We start from the raw sequence: 22,371 nt of genomic DNA on the forward strand, positions 1-22,371 counted from the left end.
CAGGAACCAGTGGCACAGAACACTCTTGAGGACATCTTCGGCACGCTCCGGCGCCACCCGGATGTCGAAGCCCCGAACCTCCAGGCCTGGGACGCCACGGACCGGCAGCTGCTCGAAGCCGCCGCAGCGCGCACGGAACCGGGTACCCGGCTGGCAGTGATCGGCGACCGCTACGGTGCTCTCACCCTCGGTGCGCTGGGCACGCTGGGGGTCAGCCGGGTCCGTGTGCATGAGGATCTCATCACTGGGGAGCGCGCCCTGCGGAACAACGCTGCGGCTGTGGGGCTCGCAGCGGCGGATCCCGGAGCCATTGACGCCACCGGGTTCGAACAATTGCCGCTGGGGGAGGAGCTGCTGTCCGGCGCGGAGTTGGTGCTGCTTCAACTGCCGCGGACGCTGGCGGAGCTTGAAGAAATCGCAGCCGCCGTGGCGCGTTATGCCGCCCCTGACGTGGTGCTGCTCGCCGGCGGGCGGATCAAACACATGTCCCTGGGAATGAACGCGGTCCTGGAACGCCACTTCGAGACGGTCCAGCCGCAGCTGGCGCGGCAGAAGTCCCGGATCATCCTGGCCCGCGGCGCCCGGCAAACTGAGACGCACGAGTGGAGTCCCGCCGTCGAACGCCTTGCCGAGCTGGACCTGGACGTTGCTGCGCACGGTGCCGTCTTTGCTGGAGCGAAACTGGACATCGGGACCAGGTTCCTCCTGACCTTCCTGCCGGAGATGCCTGAAGCCGGGCACGCCATCGATCTGGGCTGTGGCACCGGCATCCTCGCCGCCATGTACGCCCGCCAGAACCCGGCCTCAAGGGTCACGGCCACGGACCGGTCTGCCGCCGCCGTCGCGTCCGCCCGGGCCACGGCGCAGGCCAACGGCCTCGAGGAGAGGATTACCGCCCTCCAGGATGACGCCATGAGCACCCTCCCGGCCGGAAGCGCCGACCTGATCCTGCTGAATCCGCCCTTCCACCTGGGCGCCAGTGTGCATGCCGGGGCGGGCATTAAACTTTTCGAGGCGGCGGCCAGGGTCCTGGCGCCGGGCGGTGAGCTGTGGACGGTGTTCAACCGGCACTTGCAGTACCTCCCGGCGCTGGAGCGGCTGGTGGGTCCCACCACTGTGAGGGGCGGCAATCCAAAGTTCACGGTGGCGGTCAGCACTCGGCGGCCATAGGCGTGCCAGCACGGCAAGGTGGCGCCCCGGCCGCGGCGCGGCCTCACCTCCGGCTCTGGGCGTTGATCAGGAGGTAACGTACCATTCAGACATAATCATGAATACGCGGCCGAAAACCTAGGGGAGACCGTGCCAGAAATCCGCCAGTCCTCGGCGCCACGGCGCGGGACTAATCTTCCGCGCATGGGGGACTTCAACCTCACGGTCATCGTGGATGCCATCCGCCGGTCATCCGGGGGGCTCAGCCGCGTGGAGCTCGCCCAGATTGTGGGCCTCTCGCCGCAGACCATCTCCAACATCTCCCGCCGCCTGCTGGACCAGCACCTGATCGTCGAAGCGGGCAAAGAAGGCAGCGGCCCCGGCAAACCGCGCACCATGCTTCGCCTCAACCCGGGCGGAATGTATGCCATCGGCGTCCACCTGGACCCCGCCGTCACCACGTTCGTGGTCCTCGATCTTGTGGGCGCCGTTGTACAGCATTCACGGATTAGGACACCCGGCGGGAGTGATCCTGCAGCCGTTATATCCACCATGGCCACCGAGATCGAGCACCTCGTTGCCGAGTCCGGCGTGGACACCAGCCGGATCGCCGGCCTGGGCCTGGCCGCTCCGGGACCCATCGACCTGGACAACGGCACCGTGGTGGACCCGCCGCTGCTGCCGGGCTGGGACCGCGTGGAACTTCGGGACGCCCTGGCCAAAGCCACCGGCTATTCCGTCCTGGTGGATAAGGACGTCACCAGCGCCGCCGTCGCCGAGACATGGGCCGGCGGGCCCAGCGGCTCGGGCACTTTCATCTTTATGTACATGGGCACGGGTATCGGCTGCGGCATCGTCCTCAACGATGAGGTGGTCCGTGGAACGTCAGGAAACGCCGGCGAGATCGGCCACATAGTGGTGGACCCCGATGGCCCGGTCTGCGACTGCGGACTGCGCGGCTGCGTTAAGTCCTCAGCCATCCCGCAGGTGCTCGTGGCGGAGGCCGTTGCCGCCGGCATCCTGGACGGCTCCGGCAAGCACACCAGCGGAGCCGAAGTGCAGCAGAGCTTCTCCCAGCTGTGCGACCTTGCCGATGCCGGCGATGCCAAGGCCCTGGCGATCATCGACAAGTCAGCCGTGCTGGTGGCCCGGGCCGTCTCCGTGGTCGCCAACACGCTGGATGTGGAGCGGGTTGTGTTCGGCGGGCCCTTCTGGAGCCGGATCGCTGACCGCTACCTGGAGAAGATCCCGGCGCTGGTGGACGCCAACAGCGCGGCGCGCCTGATCCACACCATCGAGGTTGTCGGCACGGGCGTCGGTGAGGACGTGGGCGCCGTTGGAGCTGCCTGCCTTGTCCTGGAGCATACACTGGCGCCCCGGGCGCAGCGGCTTCTCCTGGAAGTCTGAACCGGGGCTCCTTGCCAGTGGCAGGAGCCCCATCTAGCATGTGGATATCGCCGCGGCTGGGGGCCCGCAGACACAGGGGACGGCAGCCATTGACCGAAATGGAGCATCATGCGTCGTCAGGCCCTTGGAATCACGTCACTCATTGCCGCCGCAGCCTTTGTGCTGACGGCATGTTCCCCCGCCGCCCCCGAAGCGGAGACCAAAACGCTGAAGGTGGTCTACCAAAAGACCGATTCCTTCACTGCCCTGGACACGCTCTTCGAGGCGGCCAAACAGGAGTTTGAGGCCGCCAATCAGGGCGTCACGGTGGCTCTGGAGCCCATCCAGGCGAACGACGACGACTACGGCACCAAACTTGCCCTCGCTCTCCGTTCGCCCTCCACCGCCCCGGATGTCTTCTATGAGGACACCTTCAAGGTGCGTTCCGACGTCGACGCCGGGTACCTCCTGAAACTGGACAGCCACCTTGAGGGGTGGAAGGACTGGGATACCTTCGATGCTGGCGCCAAGGCCGCCGGCCTTGGGGACGACGGCGGCACGTACGCGGTCCCGCTGGGCACCGACACGCGAGCTATCTGGTACAACAAGAAGGTGCTCACCGCCGCAGGCGTCAGCGTCCCGTGGGAGCCCCGCACATGGCAGGACGTCCTGGACACCGCCCGGAAAATCAAGGCCAGCGATCCCAGCGTGGTGCCGTTCAACATGTACGCCGGCAAGGCCTCCGGTGAAGGCACCGTGATGCAAAGCTTCTATGAGCTGCTCTACGGAACGGACTCCGAACTCTACGACGCCGACGCCAAGAAATGGGTGGTCGGTTCCCCCGGGTTCACCGACTCGTTGGGGTTCCTCAAGACCCTCTACGACGAAAAACTGGCCGTCTCCCCGGCGGAGGCCCTCGACGCGAATGTGTGGAAGAAGGTCTTCGGCGAGTGGCTGCCGCAGGGCAAGATGGGCGCCACTGTTGAGGGTTCCTATACGCCGTCCTTCTGGCAGAAGGGCGGCAGCTACGAATGGGCCGAGTACGGGCAGGACATGGGCGTGACGGCGTTCCCCACCCAGAACGGTCAGGCACCCGGCGGTGTCAGCATGTCCGGCGGCTGGACCCTGGCGGTAGGGGCGGAGACCAAAAACCCAGACCTCGCGTTTGAGTTCCTCGCCACGGCCCTCAACCAGAAGAATTCCCTGGCCTTCAACATCGCCAGCTCCCAGATCGCCGTGCGGAAGGACGTCGCCGCCGACGCCGGCTACCAGGCGGCCAACCCGTTTGTGAAAGACGTGTCCGAGCTTGTGGCCGTCACGCACTACCGGCCAGCCACGGCCGACTACCCGCGGATCTCCGCGGCCGTCCAGGAGGCCACGGAAGCCGTGATTACCGGGGCGAAATCCCCGGAGCAGGCGGCCGCCGACTATGACGCGGCGGTGAAGGGCATCGTGGGTGAGGCCAAGACCGTCGCCCAGTAGCCTGTGGCGGTTTCCCTCAGGAGTGACCGGTCCGGCAACCGGCGGCGTCGCCCCGGACTCCGGCGTCAGGCACGGCTGCTCCCCGTACTCCCGGCAGTGGTTCTCCTGCTGGTGTTTTTGGCCGGTCCCGTGCTGTGGGCCTTCCACGCGTCATTCACCAATGCAGCCCTGACCGGCCGCAATGCCCGCAGTCCCGGTTGGATCGGGTTCGACAACTACGCCAGGCTCCTGTCGGACCCCATGCTGCCGCTCTCGCTGGGCCTGACCGTCCTGTTCGTGGGCGGCTCTGCTATCCTGGGCCAGAACCTGCTGGGGCTCACCCTCGCGGTGCTGATGCGGCGGGCCCGCCGGACGGTGGCCGCCGTCGTCGGTACTGCGGTGGTGGCTGCGTGGGTGCTGCCCGAGATCGTGGCCGCCTTCGCCGCCTACGCGTATTTCAGTCGCGACGGGACCCTGAACCAGCTGCTGGGCGGGCTGGGGCTAGGGCAGACCGACTGGCTGTATTCGTTCCCGATGGTCGCCATTCTGCTTGCCAACATCTGGCGTGGCACGGCGTTCTCCATGCTCGTCTACCGCGCCGCGCTCAATGACATCCCCGGTGAGGTCACGGAGGCCGCGCTGATGGACGGTGCCGGGGGCTGGCAGCGACTGGCCTTCATCACCATCCCCATGATCCGCGGCAGCATCGCCACCAACCTCATGCTCATCACTCTGCAGACGCTGGCGGTGTTCACCCTCATCTGGGTGATGACAGCGGGCGGTCCTGCCAACGCCAGCACCACGCTGCCGGTGCTGGCGTACCTGGAGGCCTTCAAGTTCGGCGACATCGGCTACGGCACGGCGGTGGCCTCGGTGCTGATCCTCATTGGCGTGGTGTTCGGTGCCGCCTACGTCCGGCTCCTGCGGGAGACCAAACCATGACGACGACGGCGGGGACCTCCGCACGGGGGCAGCTCCGGTCCGGGACTGGCGCAGTTTCCCGCGCCCAGCAGCGTGCCCGGATGCCGGCGGACGTTTCCCTCATCCTGATCGGTGCCTGCTTTGTCCTGCCGCTGCTCTGGCTGGTGTTTGCGTCCCTTGATGCCTCCGCCGGGCATGAGACAAGGCTCCCCGGTAGGGTCTCCCTGGAAAACTTTGCCGCCATCATGACACCGGGGCTGCTGTTCCAGCCGCTTTGGAACAGCATGGTGCTGTCCGCCGGCACGGCCGCCGTGAACCTCGTGGCAGCCGTCCTGGCTGCCTACCCGCTGTCCCGATACCAGTCCAGGTTCAACAAGCCGTTTATGTACACCATCCTGTTTGGAACCTGCCTTCCCATCACGGCCATCATGGTGCCGGTGTACGGGTTGTTTGTGCAGCTTCAACTGCTGGATTCGATGCCCGCCACGATCTTTTTTATGGCCACCACCACGTTGCCCATGGCCGTCTGGATGACCAAGAACTTCATGGACGCGGTTCCGGTGTCGCTGGAGGAAGCAGCCTGGGTGGACGGTGCGTCAGGTTTGACGGCGCTGCGGACCATCCTCCTGCCCCTGATGCGGCAGGGACTGGGTGTGGTGTTCATTTTTGTGTTCATCCAGGCCTGGGGGAACTTCTTCGTCCCGTTCGTGCTGCTCCTGTCCGAAGCCCGGCAGCCAGCGGCGGTGTCGATCTTCAGCTTCTTCGGACAGCACGGCGCAGTGGCGTACGGCCAGCTGGCCGCCTTTTCCATCCTGTATTCAGTCCCGGTGCTGGCTCTCTATGTCATCGTGGCCAGGGGCGCGGGGAGTTCCTTCGCGCTCTCGGGTGCGGTCAAGGGCTAGTGCTGCGCGGCTTGCGAAGCCGGCCGGAACCTCAGTCGATGTCCTCCACCACCACGCCGAAGGGGATGCTGTCATCGAGGTGGGCCTGGTGGCCGGTGGGACCCGCGTTGTAGGTAACCCGGACACCATGGGATTTGTCGGCAGCGGACTGCTGCAGAACAGGCTTGACGGCAAGGATGAACCGCTCGCTCTTGTCGGCGAGAAACTCTTTGTAACTGGCTGGAAGCTCACTCATGGCAAAAGAATAGACCTGCAGAGCCGCGATGGGGAGGGGTCTCCATTGCGGCCGCACCGGGAGGTGTCTTGGATAGGATGGCGGACGGAGTGCAGCCGCACGGCAGCACACCCGGGCTAACATCCGTAGACCACCAGCCATCAGGGGGAAATCCATTGCTTCAAACCAGTGCGCCCGCACGAATCGAACCGGCGGAACTGGCCCGTGCACAGCAGGTAGTGGCGAACATTTCCCGCAGCTTCGATGCCAAAGTGGTGGGCCAGGCACGGCTGCGTGAATCCCTGCTGGTGGGCCTGATGACCGGTGGGCACATCCTGCTGGAAAGCGTTCCGGGCCTGGCGAAGACCACCGCCGCCCAGACCGTGGCCGAAGCAGTCAGCGCAGAGTTCCGCCGGATACAGTGCACGCCGGACCTGCTCCCCAGCGACATCGTGGGCACGCAGATCTACGACGCCGCCAAGGGCACCTTCATCACGCAGCTGGGGCCGGTGCACGCCAACATCGTCCTGCTTGATGAGATCAACCGCTCCAGCGCCAAGACCCAAAGCGCCATGCTGGAGGCCATGCAGGAGCGGCAGACCTCCATCGGGGGAGAGGAGTACCGGCTGCCGTCCCCGTTTATGGTGCTGGCCACGCAGAACCCCATCGAGCAGGAAGGCACGTACCAGCTGCCGGAGGCGCAGATGGACCGCTTTATGCTCAAGGACGTGCTGGACTACCCCACGCCGGCCGAGGAAACGGAAATCATCCGCCGGATCGACGCCGGGGTCTTCAGCGCCGAGCAGAAGCCGGCGGCCGCCGCCTCACTGGACGCCGTCATCGGCGTCCAGGCTCTCGTGAAGCGGATCTATATCGACCCGGCCGTCATCAACTACATCGTGGGCCTGGTGTTCGTCACCCGGAACGCCGGGCAGTACATCGACCAGCGGCTCGCCGGCTTCATCGAGTTCGGCGCCAGCCCGCGCGCCAGCATTGCCTTCAGCCAGGCCGCCCGGGCAGTGGCACTTCTCAACGGCCGGGACCACGTGATCCCGGAGGACGTGAAGTCCCTCGCCCACCGTGTGCTCCGGCACCGCCTCATCCTGGGGTTCGACGCCGTCGCCGAGCAGGTGCCGGTGGAGACGATCATCGACGCGGTCGTGGCCTCTGTCCAGACTCCCTGAGCCAGCAGTGACCAGTCTCCTGCAGCGCGGACCGTCCTGCTGATTGCCGATACAGGCCGAGGCATGGCCGCAGAGTCCCGCGACGGCGAAACCAAAAAGGACATCGCCGTGATGGCATTCGGCGTGGTGGGCTACCTGGCGCACCGGCATGGCGACGTAGTGGGCCTGGTCTGCGGCGACCGCAACGGGACACGCTCCATCCCGGCCAAAGCCGGTGAGCCGCATCTGGAACGGCTCCTGCGCGAGGTTGACTCATCCACCTCCCTGGACTCTGGCCCCAGCAGGATCGAGGACCAGCTGGAGTACGTGGCCCGCAACGTCAAGGGCCGGTTCCTGCTGTTTGTGGTGTCCGACGAACATGCCGCCGGCCCCGACACGGAACAGCTGCTCCGCCGCCTCCGTGCCCAGCATGAGGTCCTCTGGCTCACCATCCGGGACGCTGACTTGGCCGGGGAAGGAAACACCGGCCAGGACGCCTTCAGCGTGGCAGACTCGTCGATGCTGCCAGCACACCTGGCAGCCTCCCCGGCAGTCGCGGCGGCCTATGCCAAGGCAACAGGGGAACGGGACGCCGCCCGGCAGGCCATGCTCCGCCGCGCCGGCATTACCCAAGGCCACGTGACCGGCAGCAGTGCGGTCATGACGGAACTCTTCGCCCTCCTGGAAAGGCACCGGCGTGCAGGCTGACCCGGGCATCTACGGACCCCTCCAGTACAGCCAGGCGTGGCTGTGGACAGGGCTCGCCCTACTGGCAGCGGTCCTGGGCTGGTACGCGTTCGTTTTCCTGAGCACGCGCGAACCGAAGGTGCCGGAGCAGGCGCCCCGGTTCGCGCCGCCGTCGGACCTTGCGGGCCTCAAGGAGGCCTACCTGCAAAGGATCGACGCCGTCACGGCAGACGCCGCCGCCGGGCTGCTGACCGCACGGGAGGCGCACCAGGAACTTAGCCTGCTGGTCCGCCGGTTCGCCCGCGACGTCACCGGCATTGACGCCCCCAGGATGACCCTTGCGGAGCTGCACGGGCACCCGCTGCCCCCAGTGGCCGAGGTTGTCCGCAAGATCTACCCGGGCGAGTTCGGCCTGGAACCGCTGCCGCCGGTCACGCAATCGGCCGCGACTGCCCGCCAGGCGGTGCGGCAATGGAACTGATGTTCTGGTGGCTGATCCCTCCGGCGCTGGTCATCGCGGCCCTGGCAGGATGGCGCGCCTACCGCCCGGACCGCCACGCAAACGCTCGACGGCGGCCGGTGGCCAATGCGGACCGCCTCACCGCGCTGCCCGAATACCAGGCGGCCCTCCGCCGGCACCGCCGATGGCTGGCCGTAGCCGCTCTCGCAGCCACAACCTTGCTGGTCTCCGCGGTGGCCGCGGCGGCGCGTCCGGTGGAACTGACCACCATCCAGCCGGAGCAACGCAACCGGGACATCATGCTGTGCCTGGACACGTCGGGCTCCATGAGCAGCGCCGACGCGGCCGTGGTGCAGGTGTTTGCCGAACTGGCGAAGGAGTTCGACGGCGAACGGATCGGCCTCACCGTCTTCGACAGCAGCGCCGTCCAGGTCTTCCCCCTCACCGACGACTATGGGTATGTCCAGGAACAACTCCAGCTGGCCCAAAACGCGTTCGAGGGAAGCCCCGGCAGCGCGGGGTTCCTGGACGGCACCTGGAACGGCCGCGGATCGTCACTGATCGGCGACGGCCTGGCATCCTGCGTCAACGGGTTCCCGTACACCGGCGCCGCGGATGCCCGCAGAGCGGAGACCGGCACCCCTGAAGCCGGTCAGCGGCGCTCGCGGTCCATCGTCCTGGCAACGGACAACTACCTGTCCGGCGATCCCATCTTCACCCTGGAACAGGCGGCCGCCCTGGCCAAGGAGCGCGATGTGCGTGTTTACGCCCTGAACCCCGGCGACTTTGACTACGGACCCGGCCCCGGCCAGCCCGGAGCCAGGTTGCGCACAGCGGCCGAAGCCAGCGGTGGGGCGTACCACCAACTGGACAGCCCGGAGGCTGTGGCGGACCTCGTCCATTCCGCGCAGGAAACCGAAGCCACGGCCATGAAGGGAGCACCCCGGGCCGTGGTCTCGGACCGGCCTGAGCTGCCGCTCACGCTGGCACTCCTGTCCGGCCTGGTACTGGCGGGCGCGTCGTGGAGGCTCCGGCCATGACACTGCAACCGATCCTTCCCTGGTGGGTTATGGTCCCGCTCATCGCCGCGACCGTGCTGTTTCTGGTCTGGCGTCTCGTCCAAGCGTCGCGGGTGCAGTCTGCCGGTACACGCCGCGACTGGCTGTTCAGGAGCGCCCTGGTGCTGCTGCTCCTGGCCGCGGCGCTCCGGCCGGGTGTTCCCGGCGGAAGCTCCCAGGCCGCGGCGGCGGATGTCAACGTTTTCTTTGTGGTGGACACCAGCAGCAGCATCGCTGCCGAAGACTACGGCGACGGCTCGCCCCGGCTGGACGGGGTGCGGCAGGACATCATGGCCATCGCGGGTGAACTGGCCGGGCCCCGCTTTTCGCTCCTGACGTTCGACAGCAACGCCATTGTCCGGATGCCCCTCACCACCGACGCCACCGCCCTGGACGCCAGCGTGTCCGTCCTGCATCCGCAGGTCACGGCATTTTCGAAGGGCAGCAGCGTCACCGCTGCCGGAACCTTGCTGGCGGAGCGGCTGCGCGCCGCGCGGGACAGCCATCCCGAACGGGCGTGCCTGGTCTACTACCTGGGCGACGGGGAACAGACCAGCGCCAAGGCGCCGGCGGCGATCAGGCTCGCCGGCGGCCTGGTGGACGGCGGCGCGGTGCTCGGCTACGGCACGGCGGACGGCGGCCGGATGAAGGAAAACACGGGTCAGGGTTCGGGGCAGGACGCCGGCGCAGGCTACATCCAGGACCGGTCGTCCGGAACCGGCAAGGAGGCTCTATCGGTCATCGACGAAGGCCGCCTGCAAGGGATTGCCGGTCAGCTGGGGGTGCCCTATGTCCACCGTTCGGCCGGTGACCCGGTGGCGCCGATGATGCAGGCCGCTGATCCCGGGGACTTCCAATGGGCACCGGCGGATGGCGGCGTTGCCGGCCGGACCGAGCTGTACTGGCTCCTCGCCGCTGGAGTGTTCCTGCTGGCTCTCCGCGAAACTTTCCTGGTGCTGCGCCAATGGCGGCAGCTCCGGCCCGGAGCGGGAGTTCGAACATGATGCGGCCAACGCCAACGCCAACGCCAACGCCAACGCCAACGCCAACGCCAACGCCCACGCCGGCACCCCCGGAACCGGCACCCCAGGAACCGGCACCGCAGAAACAGGCACCGCCAGTGACCTCGCGGGACCGGCGGGAGCGACGCCGTCGGCTGTTGTGGTGGTCTGCGCTGCCCGCACTCCTGGTCCTGTGCCTGGCCGCGAAGATGCTCAGCGTGGGCATCCTCGCCGACACTGCTGCCCGGTCCTTCGCGGCCGGGGACTCCGGCAGCGTGGCGGATGCTGCGGGCGGACTGAGGACCGCCAATTTCATCGAGCCGCACAAGGCGCCGTTCGCCGAGGGTGACGGCCTGTTCCTCGCCGGGGACTTCGCTGGTGCCCGCCAACGTTTCGAGGAAGCACTGTCCCTGGCGGGCCCGGCCGACGAGTGCGTCGTCCGGGTCAACCTGGCCCTCACCATCGAACGCCTCGGTGACGCCGAGGCCAAAACAGAAGATCCGACGGCGGCGGCCCGGCTGTTCGCCGAAGGCGTTGCGGTGGTGGAGGCTGCTCCGGAGGGCTGCTTTGCCTCCGGCGCGGATGCCGGCGCTGATGCCAGCGCCGAATCCGGCGCGGGGGAGCAACTGAAACAGGCGGCGGAGCGGCTGCAGCAAAAGGCCGATGCAGCGGCTGCGGACAACACCACCCCGCAACCGCCGGAAGCGCCTGGGCAGGACGCGCTTCCGGCGGATCCGGGCCAGCAGAGCCAGCTTGAGCAGCTCAGGGACAGGGCCAGGGAAGCCCAAAGCGAGCGGAATTCCGGGCAGGAGCGGGACGAGTACCTCCGGGACGATGGCTTCGGGCCGGGTGTTGACCGGCCCTGGTAACAGGCCAAGGCAGCGGCGGGTCTGCAGTATGCCCCGATGAATCCGTTGACCAATATGGCGAACAAAATTCTGCACCAATGCGAAACACGCCGTAAAGCTGCGTCTTAATTCGGCAGTGGACTTGAAGGGTGCCCCGCGGGCTCCTAGAGTTCTATACAAGTTACCGAGGTAACGTGTCAGCGATCCTCCGATTGTGGAGGGTGTGGGTGCCCCCATGTGGGCCTGACATTTGCTCACGGACAACTTCATTACAGGCGTAACAGTCGCGGCTGCGTCCCTGTGGAGTTTTTCGTGTTCCCAAACTCAAATTCATTCCCGGCTTCACCGTCACATTTGCTGACCGGTAGCCGGCAATGGCCCAAAGCCAAGGACGCAAATGTCACCGCCAAGCCTTATTGAAACGCATCCGAACCTCACCGAGACTGCCCCCGTGGCGCTCTCGTACGAGCTCTTCCCGCCCCGCTCGCCGGCCGCGGCCGAGTCGCTCTGGACCACCATCCGGGAACTGGAAACCACCGAGCCGGACTATGTCTCCGTCACCTACGGTGCCAGTGGCTCGAACCGGGACACCGCCGTCGAACTCATCAACAGGCTCCTCCTGGAAACCACGCTCCGGCCCCTCGCCCACCTCACCTGCGTGGGCAACACGCCGGAGGAACTTGCGGAGATCATCGGCGACCTCCTGGACACCGGGGTCCGGGGCATCCTGGCCCTCCGGGGCGACCAGCCCAAGGACGGTGCACCGCTCGCCGCAGGGTCACTGCGGTATGCGCAGGACCTGATCGAACTTATCCGGCGGGTTGAACAGCGGCGGTCGGCCCTGCTGTGTGCAGGCAAGATCGCCGTGGGCGTCGCCGCGTACCCCACCCGGCACCCGGAATCACCCAGTGAAGCCCACGACGTCGAGGTGCTGCTCGCCAAGCAGCGTTCCGGCGCCGACTTTGCCATCACGCAGGTCTTCTTCCATACCGAGCAGTACGCGAACCTCATCAGCCGCGCACGCCGGGCCGGGGTCACCATCCCCATCATCCCGGGCGTTATGCCGCTCACCAGCCTGCGCCGGGTCACACGGCTCGGCGAACTGACCGGCGTTGAACCGGCACCGGAACTCCTGGCCCGCCTGGCCGCGGCGGACAGCGACAGCGAACGACTCCGGATCGGTGTCCGGGCCACGGTGGACCTGGCCAACGCGGCCCTCGAGGCCGGAGCGCCGGGCATCCACATCTACACCTTCAACGAACACCAGAGCGCGCTGGAGGTGCTGGACAAACTGGCACTTCCGCGCCAGTCCCGTTCAGTTGCCCGCCGCAGCGCCACCCTCCGGCGCCAGCTCGCCAGCTGACCTTCCAACATCCGCCAGACCATTCACAGTTTCCACTAACACTCAAGGAATCTCCCATGACTGAACAGAACACCCCCGCCACTCCGTTCCCGGCCGCGTCACTCCTCGGCTACCCGCGCATCGGCCGCCGCCGCGAGCTCAAAAAGGCCATCGAAGCCTACTGGGCCGGCAAGATCGACGCTGCTGCCCTGGACGCCGCCGCCAAGGGCATCCAGCTGACCATCGCCAAGCGCCTGCAGGAACTGGGCCTCACCGAAGCCGCCGCTGTTCCGGGCACGTTCTCCTACTACGACCAGGTCCTGGACGCCACCGCCCACCTCGGCGCTGTCCCGGCCCGCTTCGGCAAGCTCCTCAACGCCGAAGGCCAGCTCGACATCGACGGCTACTTCACCCTGGCCCGTGGCACCAAGGACCAGCAGCCACTGGAAATGACCAAGTGGTTCGACACGAACTACCACTACCTCGTTCCGGAGATCGGCCCGGAGACCGAGTTCACCCTCGCCTCCAACCGCATCGTTGATGAATTCGAGTTCGCCCTGGCCAACGGCATCGAGACCCGCCCGTACATCGTTGGCCCGGTCACTTACCTGCTGCTCTCCAAGGCTTCAGATGAGGCCCCCGCAGGCTTCGCTCCGCTGTCCCGCCTCGAAGACGTCCTGCCGGTTTACGTACAGCTGCTCGAGAAGCTCGCCGCCGCAGGCGCCAGCTGGATCCAGCTTGACGAGCCCGCACTGGTTGTTGATCAGGACACCCCGGCCGCCGAAATCGAAGCAGCCGTTGCCCGCGCCTACGAAGTCCTCTCCGGTGCAGCCAAGCGCCCGCAGATCCTCGTCTCCACCCCGTACGGCGCCCTCGATGGCCAGCTGGGCACGCTTGCCGCCACCAACATCGACGCCCTGCACATCGACGCCTTCAAGGGTGCGGTCCCCTCCGCAGCGGCCCTGGCCGGCCTTGGCAACAAGACCCTGGTTGCCGGCGTCGTTGACGGCCACAACATCTGGCGCAACGACCTCGCCGTCGCCGCCGCCAAGCTGGACGAACTGAAGGCTGCCGCCGGCCGGATCGCCGTCAGCACCTCTACCTCCACCCAGCACGTGCCGCACGACGTCACTGAAGAAGGCCAGCTCTCCGACGAGCTGCGCAGCTGGCTCGCGTTCGCCGACCAGAAGGCCGTAGAGGTCAAGACCCTCGCGTCCTACCTGGCCGATCCGGCCTCCGCCAAGGCAGCCATCGACGAGGCATCGGCCGTCATCGCCGCCCGCGCCACTGCCGAGGGCGTGCGCCGCGACGACGTCCGTGCCCGCATCGGGGCTCTGACCCCGGCGGACTTCAGCCGCTCCGCCTACGCAGTCCGCGAAGCCGCCCAGGAAGAGGCCCTGCACCTGCCGCCGTTGCCCACCACCACCATCGGTTCCTTCCCGCAGACGTCCGAAATCCGCTCGGCGCGTGCCCGCAACAACAAGGGCGACCTCACCAACGAGCAGTACGAGCAGCTCATGAAGGACGAGATCAAGCGCGTCGTCGAGCTGCAGGAAGAGCTCGGCTACGACGTCCTGGTGCACGGCGAGCCCGAGCGCAACGACATGGTCCAGTACTTCGCCGAGAACCTCGAAGGCTTCGACGTCACGGTCCACGGCTGGGTCCAGTCCTACGGCTCCCGCTGCACCCGCCCGTCCATCCTCTGGGGCGACGTCACCCGCAGCGCCCCCATCACGGTGGCCTGGGCCGAGTACGCCCAGTCGCTGACCAGCAAGCCCATGAAGGGCATGCTCACCGGTCCGGTCACCATCCTGGCCTGGTCCTTCGTCCGCGACGACCAGCCCCTGGGCGAGACCGCCAACCAGGTTGGCCTGGCCCTCCGCGACGAAATCGCGGACCTCGAGGCTGCCGGCATCAAGGTCATCCAGGTGGACGAGCCCGCACTGCGCGAACTCCTGCCGCTGCGCAAGGCCGACCACGCCGCTTACCTGTTGTGGTCAGTGGATTCCTTCCGACTGGCCACCGCCGGTGCGGCCGACGCCACGCAGATCCACACCCACCTCTGCTACTCGGAATTCGGCGTGATCATCGACGCCATTGACGGCCTCGACGCCGACGTCACCTCCATCGAAGCAGCACGGTCCCGCATGGAGGTTGTCCACGACCTCGAGTCCCACGGCTTCGGCCGCGGCGTTGGTCCGGGCGTCTACGACATCCACTCGCCGCGTGTTCCGGGCGAAGCGGAGGTCACTGAACTCCTGGCCACCGCCGTCAAGCACGTCCCGTCACGCCAGCTCTGGGTCAACCCGGACTGCGGCCTGAAGACCCGCGGCTACGCCGAGACCGAAGAGTCCCTGCGCAACTTGGTCAAGGCCACCAAGACGGTCCGCGCCGGCCTGCTGGAGTCCGCGAAGTAACAACACCCGGTGGTTGAGCTTGTCGAAACCTGGACAAGCTCAACCACCGGATAGCGAACGGGCGGCCGGTCACCGAAAGGTGACCGGCCGCCGTCGTGCGTTAAGGGTTCAGGACTCCCAGAGGATTTCGTCGTCCACCACGCCGTCTTCGTCGGCGGCTACCACCAGGACCTCGTCCGTGAAGTGTGAGCCCAGGGTGAAGTCCATCACGAAGTAGCGTTCAGGCTGTCCGGGGAAGATGCCCACGTGGCCGAGTTTGAGGGCTTTGAGGAAGACGTCGTTGGTGAGCTGGCTGCGTTCCTCCACGCCGAAGACTTTCTGCAGGTGCTCGTCCTTGAGGGCGCTGCAGTGGAAGTGGAGGTATTCCTGGGGGCTGGTGCCTTCCTGCTCCAGCTCGTCGGCGATCATCTGCCGCACCTCATCCACCAGTTCGGGGAGGAACCGCAGCCGGTAGTCCACCTTGTGCATGGCCGCTTCGTCAAAGTGGTCGTGTGCGTTGATGTTCAGGTCAAGTTCCAGTACCTGGCCACCCAGCTCATGTTTGGCGGCGATGTTGTGATCCCTGCCGTGGTTGAGCTCGATTTCTCCAAAGTGCTGGCTCGCTACCCTGTTCATACCTTCAACATAGCCCCCAAGTGCTGCGCTTTCCAGCATTCCGGGCTAATTGCCTGAGGACCCCGCAGCGGCCATCGTCTCGGCGAGCAGGTCCACAAACAGCTGCACCCGGGCGGTCTTCTTCTCGTTGATGAGCAGGGCAAACACGTTCCGGGCCAGCCGGATCTCGGGAACGTCCAGCACTACAACGCCGGCCGGCCGGTTCCGCAATGCGAGCTCGGGCACCAGCGCCGCGCCCAGTCCGGCGGCCGCCATTTCGAGGCTGGCATGGAAGTCGTCGCTGTGGGCCACCACGCGCGGATGCAGGTTGCAGCTGGCAAAGAGACGCTCAATCACTACGGCATCGGGGCTCCCGGGGTGGTGCATGATCCAGGGCAGCTCGGACAAATGGTCCGCCGCCACCTTGGCGTCCGTGCGGAAACCCCAGCCCGCGGGGAGCACTACGCGGAAGTTGTCATCGCCGATCCACTGCCGGTTAATAGTGTGCGGCCAGGCGAGCCCGGACTGGCCCACCTGGAAAACGAGCGCCACATCCAGCTCTCCGCCGGTGCGCAGTCCCTGGATGGTCTGGGCCGGTTCGGCCACCGTTACTTTGAGGTCGATGGCCAGGTCCTTCCACGCCGGATTCTTCAGGATGCGCGGGAGGACATAGGTAGCCAGGCTGGGGAAGATTCCCAGCCGGAGCTCCTGGCTGGTGCTGCTGTGTGTCTTGGAGGCTGCCGCCATCAGCGCTTCGATGTCCGTCAGCACCTTCGCGGCGTGCCGGGTCATCACTTCCGCCGCTTCCGTGGGGACCACGCTGCGGGCCGAACGCTGGAACAGGACCACGCCCGTTTCGCGTTCCAGGGCGGACATCTGTTGCGAGACCGCCGACGCCGTGTAGCCCAGGCGTGCCGCTGCGGCCGCGAACGAGCCCAGCCGGGTAACTTCCAGGAGGGTCTTCAGATGTACGGGATTTACCAACGCTGTCCTTCGGTCAGGGCCGCCTTGGCACTGCGGTGTGCCGGGGATGGAACGCCCGCTTCATTCTGGCACAAAGATTTACCGCAACTCAGTCATCCACCGGCCCCACGGCGTCGAACTGCCCCTAGAGAGTTTGCACCGAGCAAGCGCACATGCAGTCCGAGCAGGGGAGCAAAACAGTGTCTTTGGCAGGGAACTCGACCTTCAAGCCGCACGGACGGCGCATCGCCGTCGTGGGCAGCGGAGTGGCCGGCCTGACGGCCGCGTATGTCCTGAACCGGCAAGACAACGTCACCCTTTTCGAGGCGGACAGCAGGCTGGGCGGCCACGCCCACACCCACAATGTCGCGCAGCCGGATGGATCCGTCCTCGGCATCGACACCGGCTTCATCGTCCACAACGAGCGGACCTATCCCACCCTGCTGCGGCTGTTCGCCGAGCTGGGCGTGGAGACGCAGGACTCCGAAATGAGTATGTCCGTCCGCTGTGACGGCTGCGGCCTGGAATACGCCGGGGCCCGTGGGGGCGGTCGCGGCATCATCGCCCGCCCGTCCAGCCTGCTGCGCGGACGCTACCTGCTGATGCTGCTGGAGCTCATGCGCTTCTACCGCAGGGCCCGCACTCTGATTGAGTCGGCTCCCGCGTCCGACGCCGGCCCTGGTGCGGGCGGCGCGGAGCTGACCCTCGGTGACTTCCTGGCAAAGGAACGCTTCAGCAAGTACTTCATCTCCCATTTCATGACGCCGGTGGTCAGCGCGGTGTGGTCGTGCGATCCCACCACGGCACTGTCCTATCCGGCGCGCTACCTCTTCACGTTTTTGGGCCACCACGGCATGCTGGGCGTCAAGGGTTCGCCGCAGTGGCGGACGGTCACCGGCGGTTCGGGGCAGTACGTGGCGAAGTTGGCCGCCACGCTCCCGGACATCAGGCTTAGCAGCCCGGTCACCGCTATCCGGCGCCACGCCCTCGGCGTGGAAGTGGACACCGACCACGGAGTCGAGGATTTCGAGGCCGTGGTCATCGCCACGCACCCGGCCCAGGCCCTGGGCTTCCTCGCGGACGCCACGCCGGCCGAAAGGGAAGCCCTGGGGCAGATGCCGTACTCGGTCAACCACACGGTTTTCCACCGGGACCCGGCCGTTTTGCCCTCCGCGGACAATGCCAGGGCGTCCTGGAACTACCGGCTCCCGGGCTGCGAAGCCCGCCCGGACAAGGTGCTGGTCAGCTACGACCTCACCCGTCTGCAGCGCCTGGAGCCGGCCGATGGCCAGCCGTACTTGGTGAGCCTGGGGGAGTCCGAGCTCATCGCCGAGGACCGGGTCCTTGAACGCATGGTCTACGAACACCCCCAGTACACCCCCGAATCATTGCGGGCACAGCAGCGCATTGCGGCCCTGAGTGATGACCGCATTGCCTACGCCGGCGCCTACCTGGGCTGGGGGTTCCATGAGGACGGCGCCCTGGCCGGTGTCCGTGCCGCCGCGAGCCTGGGACGCACCTGGGACACTTCCGGGATCCAGGCACCCGAGCCCGAACTGCTCCCAGCCTCGGAGGGCGCATGAGCTCAACCGCAGCCATCTACCGCACGTCCATTTCCCACGTGCGCCAGACGCCGCTGAAGAATGCGTTCACCTACCGGAGCTACAGCTGGTTTGTGGACGTGGACCGGATCCCCGTCCTGCCCCGGCTCATGCGGCCGCTGGCTGTCTTCCGGGCCGCCGACCACCTCGGCGATCCCGAGGACACCATCCGCAGCAACGTGGAACGGTTCCTGCTGACCCGGGGGATAGAGCCCGACGGCGGGGCCATCCGGATGCTGACCAGCGCCCGGGTTTTCGGCCACGTCTTCAACCCGCTCACCATCTTCTGGTGCTACCGGATGTCCGGGGAGCTGCAGTGCGTCATCGCCGAGGTCCACAACACCTACGGCGAACGCCACTGCTACCTCCTGGAAACGGATCTTTCCGGCCGGGCCAGCGTGCCCAAGGCCTTCTACGTTTCACCGTTCAATGACGTTGACGGGCAGTACCGGATGAAGCTGCCCGCCCCGGAGCAACGGCTGTCCGTCTCCATCGTCCTGGAGCGGGAAGGTCAACGGCCGTTCGCCGCAACCATGGACGGGGACCGGCACCCGGCCACCGTCAGGAACATCCTGGCAGCGGCCATTGCCGTCCCGGCCGCGCCGCTGCTGGTATCGGCGCTGATCCGGATCCAGGGCATCAAACTCTGGGCTCGACGCCTGCCAGTCATCAAAAAACCACATCACCCCTCACAGGAGGCAGTCCAATGACAATGACCGATGAGAACGGAACAGCCGCGACTGCGGAGGTCTCCGCCGCGAAGTCAGCCGCACGGCACCCGGTGACGGAACGGACCGCTGCCGGGGTACCGGCGTCGCCGGCCACCATCGATCCGGAAGTGTGGCCCGGTGTTGCCCACGCGCCGTCGGGCACTAAAGCGCTGGTGGCGGGCAAGGCCGCCGGCCTGCTGTTCAAGGCGGCGGTGCGCCGGCTGCCCCTGCGCGTTGCCTACCCGGACGGTTCAGTGCTGGGCACCGGCGGCCTGGACGCGCCGGTGATGACCATGCTCAGGCCGGCAGCGTTCGAAGTGCGGATCGGGGACAACGGCCTGATCGGGCTGGGCGAGTCGTTTATGGCGGGGGACTGGGAAGCATCAGACCTCACCGGGGTGCTGGAGGTCTTCGCCGCGTCCGTGGACACGCTGATTCCCGCTCCGCTGCAGAAGCTGCGGACCCTGTACTTGCCCCGGACGCCGCGGCAGGAACGCAATGAAGAGCACAACACGCGCAGCAACATCTCGCGGCACTACGACCTCTCCAACGAGCTCTTCTCCAACTTCCTGGACACCACCATGAGCTACTCCTCGGCGCTTTTCCCGCTGAGCGACGGTGCGCTGGATGCGGTCCCGTGGGACGCGTTGGCGGAGGCCCAGCAGACCAAGATCGACAGGCTGCTGGACAAGGCCGGCGTCGGATCAGGCACGCGGCTGCTGGAGATCGGCACCGGCTGGGGTGAACTGGCCCTCCGGGCAGCAGCCCGTGGTGCCACCGTTTACAGCGTGACGCTGTCCAGTGAGCAGCGGGCGCTGGCGCAGGAAAGGATTGCGGCTGCCGGTTACGCAGACCAGGTGACGGTTGCGCTGCAGGATTACCGGGCCGTGGAGGGCGAGTTCGACGCCGTGGTGTCGGTGGAGATGATCGAGGCGGTTGGTTATGAGTACTGGCCCATCTACTTCCAGACCATTGACCGCGTGCTGGCCCCGGGCGGGAAGGTGGCCATCCAGGCCATCACCATGCCGCACGGCCGCATGCTGGCTACGCGCAACGCGTACACCTGGGTGCACAAGTACATTTTCCCCGGTGGCTTCCTTCCCTCAGTGCGGGCCATCGAAAGCGTGACCCAGCAGCACACCACACTCCGCGTGCGGGAACGGATGGGCCTGGGCGATCACTACGCCGCGACCCTGCGCCTCTGGGAGGGGCGGTTCATGGCCCGCTCACTGGAGGTGGGCGGGCTGGGGTTCGACGCCGTTTTCCAGCGGATGTGGCTGTTCTACCTGTGCTATTCACGGGCGGGTTTCCAGTCCGGCTACCTGGACGTGCAGCAGATTGTCCTGGACCGCAGGGAGGCTCAGCTTTAATTTTCAGGTGGTCACACGCACGGTCACACGCCGGCGCTGGAAACTCCAGTTATGGAAACTAATTGGAACACCACAGCAGAACTGAATACCTTCATCACCCTCACAGCCGACCGTATCGTGGCTGAGGGCACCCAGAGGGATCGCCGGACCCTGGAGATGATGGCATCCGCGGTCCAGCCGTTTGCGCCGGGCGCGGCGGCCGCGCTCAATGACTGGGACGGTTCGGAGGTAGCCCGGCTGCGGGCATTTGGCATCGTTCACGGTGTGTTGGTGCGTGAGTTGGGTGCGCCCGCCCAGGCTGAACTCCTGGCGCAGCTCAATCCGGCACCCGCTCTGGTGCTGGCTGCCTGAGCGTTGCTACATTGTGCTTGTGCTGCGCCTTCGGTTGATCGGCAGATTGGGTCTTGAACGCGACGGCCAGCCGATTCCCGGGCCCAGAGGCCACAAGAGCTGGGCCGTATTGGGGAGGCTGGTCCGGTCATCGGGGCCGGTTTCCCGCCAGGTTCTCGTGGATGAGCTGTTTTCTGACGCCGACGATCCCATGGGGGCACTGCGGTGGACGCTGGCTGAACTGCGTCGGAAAACGGGCCTGGCCGAAGCTTTCCGGGGCAACCCTGTCTCGCACGGGCTCGGTCCGGATACAGCTGTGGACGTGGCCGAACTCTCGCGGGGCGTGCTGGAAACGGAGATTCCCGAAGGGCACTTCCTGGAAGGGATCGACGTCAAGGGATCGCCAGGGTTTGAGTCCTGGCTCCTGGTGGAGCGCCAGAGGGTGGACAGTGAGGTGCTCAGCGCCCTGAGGCAGGCCGCTCTTCGGGCGCTTTCTGCCCGGCAGTCCGCCCGGGCCGTGGAACTTTCCCGGGCCATGGTGGCACGGGCGCCCTTCGAAGAAGGGCCGCACATCCTGCTGGTTAAGGCGCTGGCCTCATCCGGTGATGTGGACGCTGCCCTCCGGCAGGCCGACGCCAGCGAAGCAATGTTCGCCGCCGAGCTCGGAACAAGGCCCACCGCGGCCCTCCGCGCGGCCGCACGGCCCGCCGTCGCGGCGCCGGTACCCGGTGTTTCAGCCCGCGCGTCCGCCCAGTCCCTGTGCGAGGCCGGGCTTGCCGCCCTGTCAGCCGGCGCTGCCGACGCCGGGATCGAATGCCTGCGCGGAGCGTCCGCCGCAGCCGAGTTATCCGGCGACAAGGAACTGCTGAGCCGCTGCCTGACCGAGCTCGGCGCGGCGCTCGTCCACTCAATTCGAGGCTACGACGACGAAGGCTCTATCATTCTTGCCGCCGCCGTAGACCTGGCGTCTGCCGCCGGCGCGGAGCCGGTAGCGGCAAAGGCGCTGTCGGAGCTGGCCTATGTTGACATCATCGCCGGACGGCGGGCCAGTGCCGCCGGATACCTGGAAACTGCCCGCGGGCTGGCAACCGGGGATCCGTCCCTCGACGCTGCCATTGCCGGGTTTGAAGCCATGAACCTCAGCGACTGGGGCAAGCTTGAAGCAGGTGCCGACCAGTTCGCTGCCGCCGTCGAGCTGAGCCGGAGTGCCGGTGCCGTCAGGCGTGAAGCCTGGAACCTGGGACTGGGGGCACGAAGCCTGTTCCTCCTGGGCCGCGTGGACGAGGCCGGAGAATGGGCCCGGCAATCCTGCGAACTGGCCCGCCGCGAACGCTGGACGGCATTCCGGCCCTGGCCGGAAGCGTGGCTGGCCCATGCCCGTCTGTCCGATGGAGAACGGCCCGGGGTGGTCCGGGAGCAGGCGGAGGCAACCTTCGCGCTCGCACGCCAGCTGCAGGACCCCTGCTGGGAAGGCCTTGCTGCGAAGACCATCGGGCTCACGCATTTGCTGGAAGGCAACGCCGATACTGCACTGGAGTGGATGAAGAACGCGGGGATCCTCTGCAGCCGGGTCACTGATTCGTACGCCTGGGTACAGGTTGAGATCCTCCTGGCAGAGGCCAGCGCGGCGCTGGAGTCCGGGGACACGGTCCGTGCGGATGCCGTGGCGAGGCAGGCTGTGGCCGGAGCGGCCCGGGGAAGCATGGATGACCTGCTCGACCGCGCCATGGGCCTCTTGGCGTCGCTGCCCACGGTACGGAGCTAAGACTCCGGTTTGGCCTGTTCGAGCCACGC

Annotated in this window: 21 protein-coding genes; 18 read left to right on the top strand and 3 right to left on the bottom strand. The window is 66.8% G+C overall.

Annotated elements, in window-relative coordinates; genetic code table 11:
- The first annotated feature begins 9 nt into the window (after positions 1 to 9).
- The 5 genes from ACX80M_RS07745 (at position 10) to ACX80M_RS07765 (ending at position 5,819) form a co-directional block, all read left to right on the top strand.
- Positions 10 to 1,170, top strand: coding sequence for a class I SAM-dependent methyltransferase (locus ACX80M_RS07745; protein WP_252599515.1), 1,161 nt, complete (start codon positions 10 to 12; stop codon positions 1,168 to 1,170).
- A 183-nt stretch (positions 1,171 to 1,353) separates the two neighbouring features.
- The gene (locus ACX80M_RS07750; RefSeq protein ID WP_252599514.1) at positions 1,354 to 2,556 is read left to right on the top strand and encodes an ROK family protein; all 1,203 of its coding nucleotides are present in this window, start codon (positions 1,354 to 1,356) and stop codon (positions 2,554 to 2,556) included.
- A gap of 108 nt (positions 2,557 to 2,664) precedes the next feature.
- Positions 2,665 to 4,017, top strand: coding sequence for an extracellular solute-binding protein (locus ACX80M_RS07755; RefSeq protein ID WP_459309345.1), 1,353 nt, complete (start codon positions 2,665 to 2,667; stop codon positions 4,015 to 4,017).
- A gap of 3 nt (positions 4,018 to 4,020) precedes the next feature.
- Entirely contained in the window at positions 4,021 to 4,938 is a 918-nt protein-coding gene (locus tag ACX80M_RS07760; protein ID WP_252599512.1) for a carbohydrate ABC transporter permease, read from the top strand.
- A complete protein-coding gene (locus ACX80M_RS07765; RefSeq protein WP_374210002.1) occupies positions 4,935 to 5,819 on the top strand; it encodes a carbohydrate ABC transporter permease in 885 nt (294 codons plus the stop codon). Before ACX80M_RS07760 ends, ACX80M_RS07765 begins: the two co-directional genes overlap by 4 nt.
- A gap of 31 nt (positions 5,820 to 5,850) precedes the next feature.
- Here the strand turns inward: ACX80M_RS07765 and ACX80M_RS07770 are convergent, their stop codons facing one another.
- Positions 5,851 to 6,054, bottom strand: coding sequence for a hypothetical protein (locus ACX80M_RS07770; RefSeq protein WP_056341538.1), 204 nt, complete (start codon positions 6,052 to 6,054; stop codon positions 5,851 to 5,853).
- A 155-nt stretch (positions 6,055 to 6,209) separates the two neighbouring features.
- Between ACX80M_RS07770 and ACX80M_RS07775 the strand changes: the two genes are divergently transcribed.
- From ACX80M_RS07775 to metE, 8 genes are all read left to right on the top strand, one after another.
- Entirely contained in the window at positions 6,210 to 7,217 is a 1,008-nt protein-coding gene (locus ACX80M_RS07775; RefSeq protein ID WP_141140814.1) for an AAA family ATPase, read from the top strand.
- A gap of 36 nt (positions 7,218 to 7,253) precedes the next feature.
- A complete protein-coding gene (locus tag ACX80M_RS07780) occupies positions 7,254 to 7,904 on the top strand; it encodes a DUF58 domain-containing protein (RefSeq protein ID WP_445260434.1) in 651 nt (216 codons plus the stop codon).
- Positions 7,894 to 8,364 carry a hypothetical protein gene (locus ACX80M_RS07785; RefSeq protein WP_252599510.1) on the top strand — a complete coding sequence of 157 codons (471 nt, stop codon included), beginning with the start codon at positions 7,894 to 7,896 and terminating at the stop codon, positions 8,362 to 8,364. The genes ACX80M_RS07780 and ACX80M_RS07785 overlap by 11 nt, the downstream gene beginning before the upstream one ends.
- On the top strand, positions 8,355 to 9,383 hold the full coding sequence (locus tag ACX80M_RS07790) for a vWA domain-containing protein (protein WP_252599509.1): 1,029 nt from the start codon (positions 8,355 to 8,357) through the stop codon (positions 9,381 to 9,383). The genes ACX80M_RS07785 and ACX80M_RS07790 overlap by 10 nt, the downstream gene beginning before the upstream one ends.
- Complete coding sequence (locus tag ACX80M_RS07795) at positions 9,380 to 10,405, top strand: vWA domain-containing protein (protein ID WP_252599508.1); 1,026 nt, start codon at positions 9,380 to 9,382, stop codon at positions 10,403 to 10,405. The genes ACX80M_RS07790 and ACX80M_RS07795 overlap by 4 nt, the downstream gene beginning before the upstream one ends.
- A 116-nt stretch (positions 10,406 to 10,521) precedes the next feature.
- On the top strand, positions 10,522 to 11,271 hold the full coding sequence (locus tag ACX80M_RS07800) for a hypothetical protein (protein ID WP_252599507.1): 750 nt from the start codon (positions 10,522 to 10,524) through the stop codon (positions 11,269 to 11,271).
- Between the two features lie 376 nt (positions 11,272 to 11,647).
- Positions 11,648 to 12,613, top strand: a complete 966-nt coding sequence (locus ACX80M_RS07805) for a methylenetetrahydrofolate reductase (protein ID WP_252599506.1) — start codon at positions 11,648 to 11,650, stop codon at positions 12,611 to 12,613.
- A gap of 56 nt (positions 12,614 to 12,669) precedes the next feature.
- Positions 12,670 to 15,009, top strand: coding sequence for a 5-methyltetrahydropteroyltriglutamate--homocysteine S-methyltransferase (metE, locus tag ACX80M_RS07810; RefSeq protein ID WP_252609518.1), 2,340 nt, complete (start codon positions 12,670 to 12,672; stop codon positions 15,007 to 15,009).
- 108 nt (positions 15,010 to 15,117) lie between these two features.
- On the opposite strand, the gene ACX80M_RS07815 is transcribed toward metE, so the two are convergent.
- Together ACX80M_RS07815 and ACX80M_RS07820 are read right to left on the bottom strand one after the other, a co-directional pair.
- On the bottom strand, positions 15,118 to 15,624 hold the full coding sequence (locus ACX80M_RS07815) for a DUF2004 domain-containing protein (protein ID WP_104060889.1): 507 nt from the start codon (positions 15,622 to 15,624) through the stop codon (positions 15,118 to 15,120).
- Positions 15,625 to 15,669: 45 nt separating this feature from the next.
- Entirely contained in the window at positions 15,670 to 16,587 is a 918-nt protein-coding gene (locus tag ACX80M_RS07820) for a LysR family transcriptional regulator (RefSeq protein ID WP_252599504.1), read from the bottom strand.
- A gap of 185 nt (positions 16,588 to 16,772) precedes the next feature.
- On the opposite strand from ACX80M_RS07820, the gene ACX80M_RS07825 reads away from it, so the two are divergent.
- The 5 genes from ACX80M_RS07825 (at position 16,773) to ACX80M_RS07845 (ending at position 22,342) form a co-directional block, all read left to right on the top strand.
- A complete protein-coding gene (locus ACX80M_RS07825) occupies positions 16,773 to 18,149 on the top strand; it encodes an NAD(P)/FAD-dependent oxidoreductase (protein WP_459309346.1) in 1,377 nt (458 codons plus the stop codon).
- Positions 18,146 to 18,877: a DUF1365 domain-containing protein gene (locus tag ACX80M_RS07830; protein WP_252609522.1), complete on the top strand. Its 732-nt coding sequence runs from the start codon at positions 18,146 to 18,148 to the stop codon at positions 18,875 to 18,877. The genes ACX80M_RS07825 and ACX80M_RS07830 overlap by 4 nt, the downstream gene beginning before the upstream one ends.
- Complete coding sequence (locus ACX80M_RS07835) at positions 18,874 to 20,247, top strand: class I SAM-dependent methyltransferase (RefSeq protein ID WP_459309347.1); 1,374 nt, start codon at positions 18,874 to 18,876, stop codon at positions 20,245 to 20,247. Before ACX80M_RS07830 ends, ACX80M_RS07835 begins: the two co-directional genes overlap by 4 nt.
- 51 nt (positions 20,248 to 20,298) lie before the next feature.
- Complete coding sequence (locus ACX80M_RS07840; protein WP_252565625.1) at positions 20,299 to 20,598, top strand: hypothetical protein; 300 nt, start codon at positions 20,299 to 20,301, stop codon at positions 20,596 to 20,598.
- A gap of 157 nt (positions 20,599 to 20,755) precedes the next feature.
- Positions 20,756 to 22,342, top strand: coding sequence for an AfsR/SARP family transcriptional regulator (locus ACX80M_RS07845; RefSeq protein WP_459309348.1), 1,587 nt, complete (start codon positions 20,756 to 20,758; stop codon positions 22,340 to 22,342).
- Positions 22,343 to 22,371: the final 29 nt, after the last annotated feature.

The organism is Pseudarthrobacter sp. MDT1-22 (assembly GCF_054511035.1).

Excerpts from the sequence above, each read along its gene's own strand:
- ACX80M_RS07835 (WP_459309347.1), top strand. The coding sequence starts at position 18,874 with ATGACAATGACCGATGAGAACGGAACAGCCGCGACTGCGGAGGTCTCC.
- ACX80M_RS07755 (WP_459309345.1), top strand. The coding sequence starts at position 2,665 with ATGCGTCGTCAGGCCCTTGGAATCACGTCACTCATTGCCGCCGCAGCC.
- ACX80M_RS07770 (WP_056341538.1), bottom strand. The coding sequence starts at position 6,054 with ATGAGTGAGCTTCCAGCCAGTTACAAAGAGTTTCTCGCCGACAAGAGC.
- ACX80M_RS07830 (WP_252609522.1), top strand. The coding sequence starts at position 18,146 with ATGAGCTCAACCGCAGCCATCTACCGCACGTCCATTTCCCACGTGCGC.
- ACX80M_RS07795 (WP_252599508.1), top strand. The coding sequence starts at position 9,380 with ATGACACTGCAACCGATCCTTCCCTGGTGGGTTATGGTCCCGCTCATC.
- ACX80M_RS07765 (WP_374210002.1), top strand. The coding sequence starts at position 4,935 with ATGACGACGACGGCGGGGACCTCCGCACGGGGGCAGCTCCGGTCCGGG.
- ACX80M_RS07815 (WP_104060889.1), bottom strand. The coding sequence starts at position 15,624 with ATGAACAGGGTAGCGAGCCAGCACTTTGGAGAAATCGAGCTCAACCAC.
- ACX80M_RS07750 (WP_252599514.1), top strand. The coding sequence starts at position 1,354 with ATGGGGGACTTCAACCTCACGGTCATCGTGGATGCCATCCGCCGGTCA.
- metE (WP_252609518.1), top strand. The coding sequence starts at position 12,670 with ATGACTGAACAGAACACCCCCGCCACTCCGTTCCCGGCCGCGTCACTC.
- ACX80M_RS07840 (WP_252565625.1), top strand. The coding sequence starts at position 20,299 with ATGGAAACTAATTGGAACACCACAGCAGAACTGAATACCTTCATCACC.
- ACX80M_RS07790 (WP_252599509.1), top strand. The coding sequence starts at position 8,355 with ATGGAACTGATGTTCTGGTGGCTGATCCCTCCGGCGCTGGTCATCGCG.
- ACX80M_RS07805 (WP_252599506.1), top strand. The coding sequence starts at position 11,648 with ATGTCACCGCCAAGCCTTATTGAAACGCATCCGAACCTCACCGAGACT.